Annotated in this window: 3 protein-coding genes; 1 reads left to right on the plus strand and 2 read right to left on the minus strand. The window is 54.0% G+C overall.

Translation table 11 applies throughout. The annotated features are described in order from the left end of the window. Nucleotides 1-11: 11 nt before the first annotated feature. On the minus strand, nucleotides 12-1211 hold the full coding sequence (locus tag B3P58_RS06020) for a hypothetical protein (protein WP_230330635.1): 1200 nt from the start codon (nucleotides 1209-1211) through the stop codon (nucleotides 12-14). A 295-nt stretch (nucleotides 1212-1506) separates the two neighbouring features. Then, nucleotides 1507-2286, minus strand: coding sequence for a hypothetical protein (locus B3P58_RS06025; RefSeq protein ID WP_145469444.1), 780 nt, complete (start codon nucleotides 2284-2286; stop codon nucleotides 1507-1509). Nucleotides 2287-2525: 239 nt separating this feature from the next. On the opposite strand from B3P58_RS06025, the gene topA reads away from it, so the two are divergent. After that, on the plus strand, nucleotides 2526-4663 hold a 2138-nt coding region (gene topA, locus B3P58_RS06030; RefSeq protein WP_286716499.1), incomplete at its 3' end, for a type I DNA topoisomerase.

Consider the following 4663-nt stretch of genomic DNA (forward strand, 5'->3'; position numbering starts at 1 on the left):
CCCCGGTGTCGTCAGCTGCCGGCAAGGTGCAACTGGCGGTGCAGTTTACAGTAGGCATTCAGGTCGTGATCGAACTCACGCGGATGCTCGATGCGGGGGATTTCAGCGTTGCATTGCTGACAGCGCGGATCGTCATAATGATCCAGCCAGCGACGGTAAACCTCTTCGCTGACAAAACACTTCTGTGCCGCGTAGGCCAGTGGGTTATCGGCATAACGCAGCATGTTGGCCGGCGTAATGGTCAGATGACCAACGCCCGGATGAAATGCCACCAGCACCGCTTCCAGGCCATCCAGACGATTAACAAAACGTTCAGCGTTCTGCTCTTCTGCCTGTTCCAGATACTGGCGCAGGGTTGCTGCTTCTTCTTTTAAGCGTGCCGCTTCTTCATCACTGACCACAGGCTCTGCCACTGGTTGGTTATCGTTCAGAGCCTGACGTAAACGCTCAGTCTCCTGACGCTCCTGCTCCAGCGCCAGGGTCAGGCTTTCGACTTCGGCGGCATGAGCGGCCATTTCATTGCGGTGCACCTGGCGCAGCTCTTCAAGTTCGGCTTCGCCGGAGGCATCCGCCTGACGTCCCAGCTTTTCATTCAGGCTCTTCTGCCGCTCAATTTCCTGCTGCAGCTGCTGCAGCTGACGGCGGTAGGCTTCCATCTCATTGCGCAGCGTGCGCTTAAGGTCTTCGACTTCCGGGTCGCTGTGCTTTTTAGCCAGCAGGCTGCCGGCGCCGGCGCCACCGGTCACACGTTCCACAGCAGAAATTCGCTCCTGCGGCCACAAATCACGCTCGGTTAACGGCGCCTGATCGCGCAGCATGCTGCCACGCAATGCTTTGCGGATAGCCATAAAATCGGATGTCACCGGCTCCCACAGCGAGTCAGCATGCCAGCTGATGGAACACTGACTGCGACAGGCCAGCCGGATACGGCCGGCGCCCATATTAGGACCACGCCCGGCACTGTCAGCCAGACGACGCAGCGGCATATACCAGCGCGCATCAATCACAGAATGTTTAACCGGTGCCTCAAACAGCACCAGCGCTTCGGCCGAACGGTGATTGCCGATCTGCAGATAGGCCGCCTGTATTTTGTGTTCCGCAGCATGCTGCAGAGGTGTTTGCTGACGAACCAGACGTTCAAAATCTGCCAGCCAGTACGCTTCGACCACCTCGTGGTCATGCAGGACTAAAACGGCTTCCTGAATACTCATGCTTGCATCTCTGCTTATGGTGCCGGACAGACAAAGGTCATCGTCAGCGGGTAGTAACAAATCAGGGCCTGTTTAATTCGTGTCAGCCGGCCCTGAGATTGTCTGACACACTAATGAAAACTTATGACGCCGAACAGGTCAGTTCCCGCCACCAAAATGAAGGATTATATTCTGTGACGAACGTCACAAACGAATTTTTCCCTTTGTTTTCAGCACTTTAAAAAAATCACTGAAAGCAGGCATGTGACATTTTACGACCCACTAAAGGGGCATTCAGGATAACTTCCGGGGCCTGTCAAAACTTACGTTTCTCTGAAGCGTTAGGATTGGTGGGAATGCCAAAAGGATCATGCTCATCTTTGATCTCTTTCGATAACGCCTGAGCAAGGCTGCCCTCTTTCTTTTCGCCACCGTTATATAAAGAAGCAGTACGCTGGGTCAGATCGCGGATGCGCTGGTTTTTCTCCGGATACTGCAGGTCAAACTCAATCAGAATCTTTTTCGCTGCTTTGTAGTAATTGGTCGCAGTAATCACATCACCACGCCCTGCCGCCACATCACCCTGCGCGGTGTAGGTATCGACTTCTTTTTCCAGCAGAGTCAGACGCAGATAACGGCGATACTCCATCATTGCCGCCTCCGAAATCAGTTTTTTACGCGCCATAACATTCAGCGCCTTCAGAATCCGGCCAAACTGGCGGCGCGCAAAACGTATCTCACGATCGCTTTTCAGTACCCGGCGATTACCTTTGCCTTCATCAATTTTGCGCCGGTAAGGTGCTGCATCAAACAGCTCCTGTGCGGAACTGTTGTTGTCTTTCTTAGGCAGGGCTTCCTGATAAACAACGTACAACTGTTCGACCCTCTCCAGGACCGCCAGCTGCACCTCCTTAAAATTATCAACCAGAATCAGAAACTCCAGCGCTTCCAGCAGATCATCCGCCCCCTGCTTCACCGCCCGGGCCTGTAAACGCTGGGCTTGCTGCGCCTGCTGCCTGCGCCCCGCCATAACCAGTCCGAACAGAATCAATGCAACCGGTAACGCTATCGCCACGATCAAACCAATCGCTGACATAAAAAACGGTTCTCCCCAATCTATGCTATTCCTAAACAAAGGCGCTGTTTACACGGCCTTTGGTGACGTCAATATCACCATATACTGGTGACAAGTTTAGCAACGTTTCACCACCCTGCCGGAGCGCATTGCATGACTCCGGTAACGAGAGAAGCTTGACCACCCCCCCCGGTGTACCTATAAAGTGTCGCCTTCTGTGCGCCTGGCTATATCAACAAGAAAGGGTTAATCAAAGGAATATGGGCAAATCGCTGGTTATCGTGGAGTCGCCTGCAAAGGCTAAAACCATCAATAAATACCTGGGTAAGGACTTTATTGTTAAGTCCAGCGTGGGCCACGTACGCGACCTGCCAACCTCTGGCTCAGGACAGCCCAGCGATCCTAAAGAGCGCGCTAAACAGGCAGCTCTCACCCGTAAAATGTCGCCCGAAGCCAAGGCCGAGTACAAAAAGAAAAAGTCCCGCGAGCAGTTAATTGGCCGCATGGGCGTTAACCCGGAAAAACACTGGGAAGCCAACTATCAGGTGCTGCCGGGTAAAGAAAAAGTTGTCGAAGAACTGCAGCGATTGGCCAAAGATGCCGATCAGATCTATCTCGCAACGGATTTGGACCGCGAGGGAGAAGCCATCGCCTGGCACCTTCGTGAGATTATTGGCGACAGCAAAAAACAATACCGCCGCGTCGTGTTTAATGAGATTACCAAAAAAGCGATTCAGAGCGCGTTCGAGCAGCCATCCGAACTTAATATGAATCGCGTCAATGCCCAACAGGCACGCCGTTTCCTCGACCGCGTTGTCGGTTTTATGGTCTCACCTCTGCTGTGGAGCAAGGTCGCGCGTGGTTTATCCGCCGGCCGAGTGCAATCCGTTGCTGTTCGTCTGATTGTTGAACGCGAACGGGAAATCCGTGCCTTTATTCCACAGGAATACTGGGAAACCTTCGCCGATCTGAGCACCCCTGCCGGTGAAGCTTTGCGCGCCCAGGTGATGCGCCAGAACGGTAACGAGTTCCGTCCGGTTAACGAGCAGGACACCATGTCGGCCGTCGCCGCGCTGCGTGGCCACCGCTATGAAGTGCTGAAACGCGAAGACAAGCCGACCAGTTCCAAGCCTGCTGCCCCTTTTATCACCTCCACATTGCAGCAGGCCGCCAGTACGCGTCTGAGTTTCAGCGTTAAGAAAACCATGACGCTGGCGCAGCGCCTGTACGAAGCCGGTTACATCACTTATATGCGTACCGACTCGACCAACCTGAGTCAGGAAGCGGTCAGCAACGTGCGTGATTACATCAGCGATAAACTGGGCGAACAGTACCTGCCGGATGAGCCGCGCAGCTACAGCAGCAAAGAAGGCGCTCAGGAAGCGCACGAGGCCATCCGTCCTTCCGATGTCCGCCTGCGTGCAACCGATCTCAGTGCTATGGAACCGGATGCACAGCGTTTATACGATCTGATCTGGCGCCGCTTTGTTGCCTGTCAGATTAAAGATGCGCAATTCACCAGCACCAGCATCACCGTCAAAGCCGGCGAGTTTGAACTGAAAACCCGCGGCCGCGTTATGCGTTTTGACGGCCACCTGAAAGTATTGGCTGCGATGGGCAAAGGCGAAGATGACGTCCTGCTGCCGGATGTCAGCGAAGGCGATACCCTGCAGCTGGTCGAGCTGGAACCGAAGCAACATTTCACCAAACCGGCACCGCGTTTCTCAGAAGCGGCACTGGTTAAAGAACTGGAAAAACGCGGCATCGGCCGTCCTTCAACCTATGCCTCAATTATTTCCACCATTCAGGAACGTGGTTACGTCAGCCTGAAAGGTCGTCGTTTTTACGCTGAAAAAATGGGCGACATTGTCACCAGCCGCCTGGTTGAGAACTTCGACGACCTGATGGACTTCGGCTTTACCGCCAGCATGGAAGAAAAACTCGACCATATTGCCGAAGGCGATATGAACTGGACCGACGTTCTGGATGAGTTTTATCAGGGCTTTCAGCAAAAGCTGGAAGTGGCTGAAGGCGAAGACGGCATGCGTCCGAATGATCCGGTTGATACCGACATTCCGTGTCCTACCTGTGGTCGCCATATGCAGATCCGCACGGGTTCTACCGGTGTATTCCTCGGTTGTTCCGGCTACAGCCTGCCACCGAAAGAACGCTGCACTCAAACGCTCAATCTGGTACCGGGCGATGAAGCAATCTCCGCCGATGAAGACGAAGAAGCAGAAAGCCGCCGCCTGATGGATAAGCGCCGTTGCAGCATCTGCGACAGTGCGATGGAAAGCTATCTGCTGGACGAAACCCGTAAGGTACATATCTGCGGTAATAACCCGGATTGCAGCGGCTTCGCCGTAGAAACCGGCCAGTTCAAGATTAAAGGCTATGA

The organism is Thalassolituus sp. UBA2009 (assembly GCF_002335285.1).
GTDB lineage: Bacteria > Pseudomonadota > Gammaproteobacteria > Pseudomonadales > Oceanobacteraceae > Venatoribacter > Venatoribacter alkanivorans.

Bases quoted from the DNA above. Each gene is read 5' to 3' on its own strand.
- B3P58_RS06020 (WP_230330635.1), bottom strand. From the start codon at position 1,211: ATGAGTATTCAGGAAGCCGTTTTAGTCCTGCATGACCACGAGGTGGTC.
- B3P58_RS06025 (WP_145469444.1), bottom strand. From the start codon at position 2,286: ATGTCAGCGATTGGTTTGATCGTGGCGATAGCGTTACCGGTTGCATTG.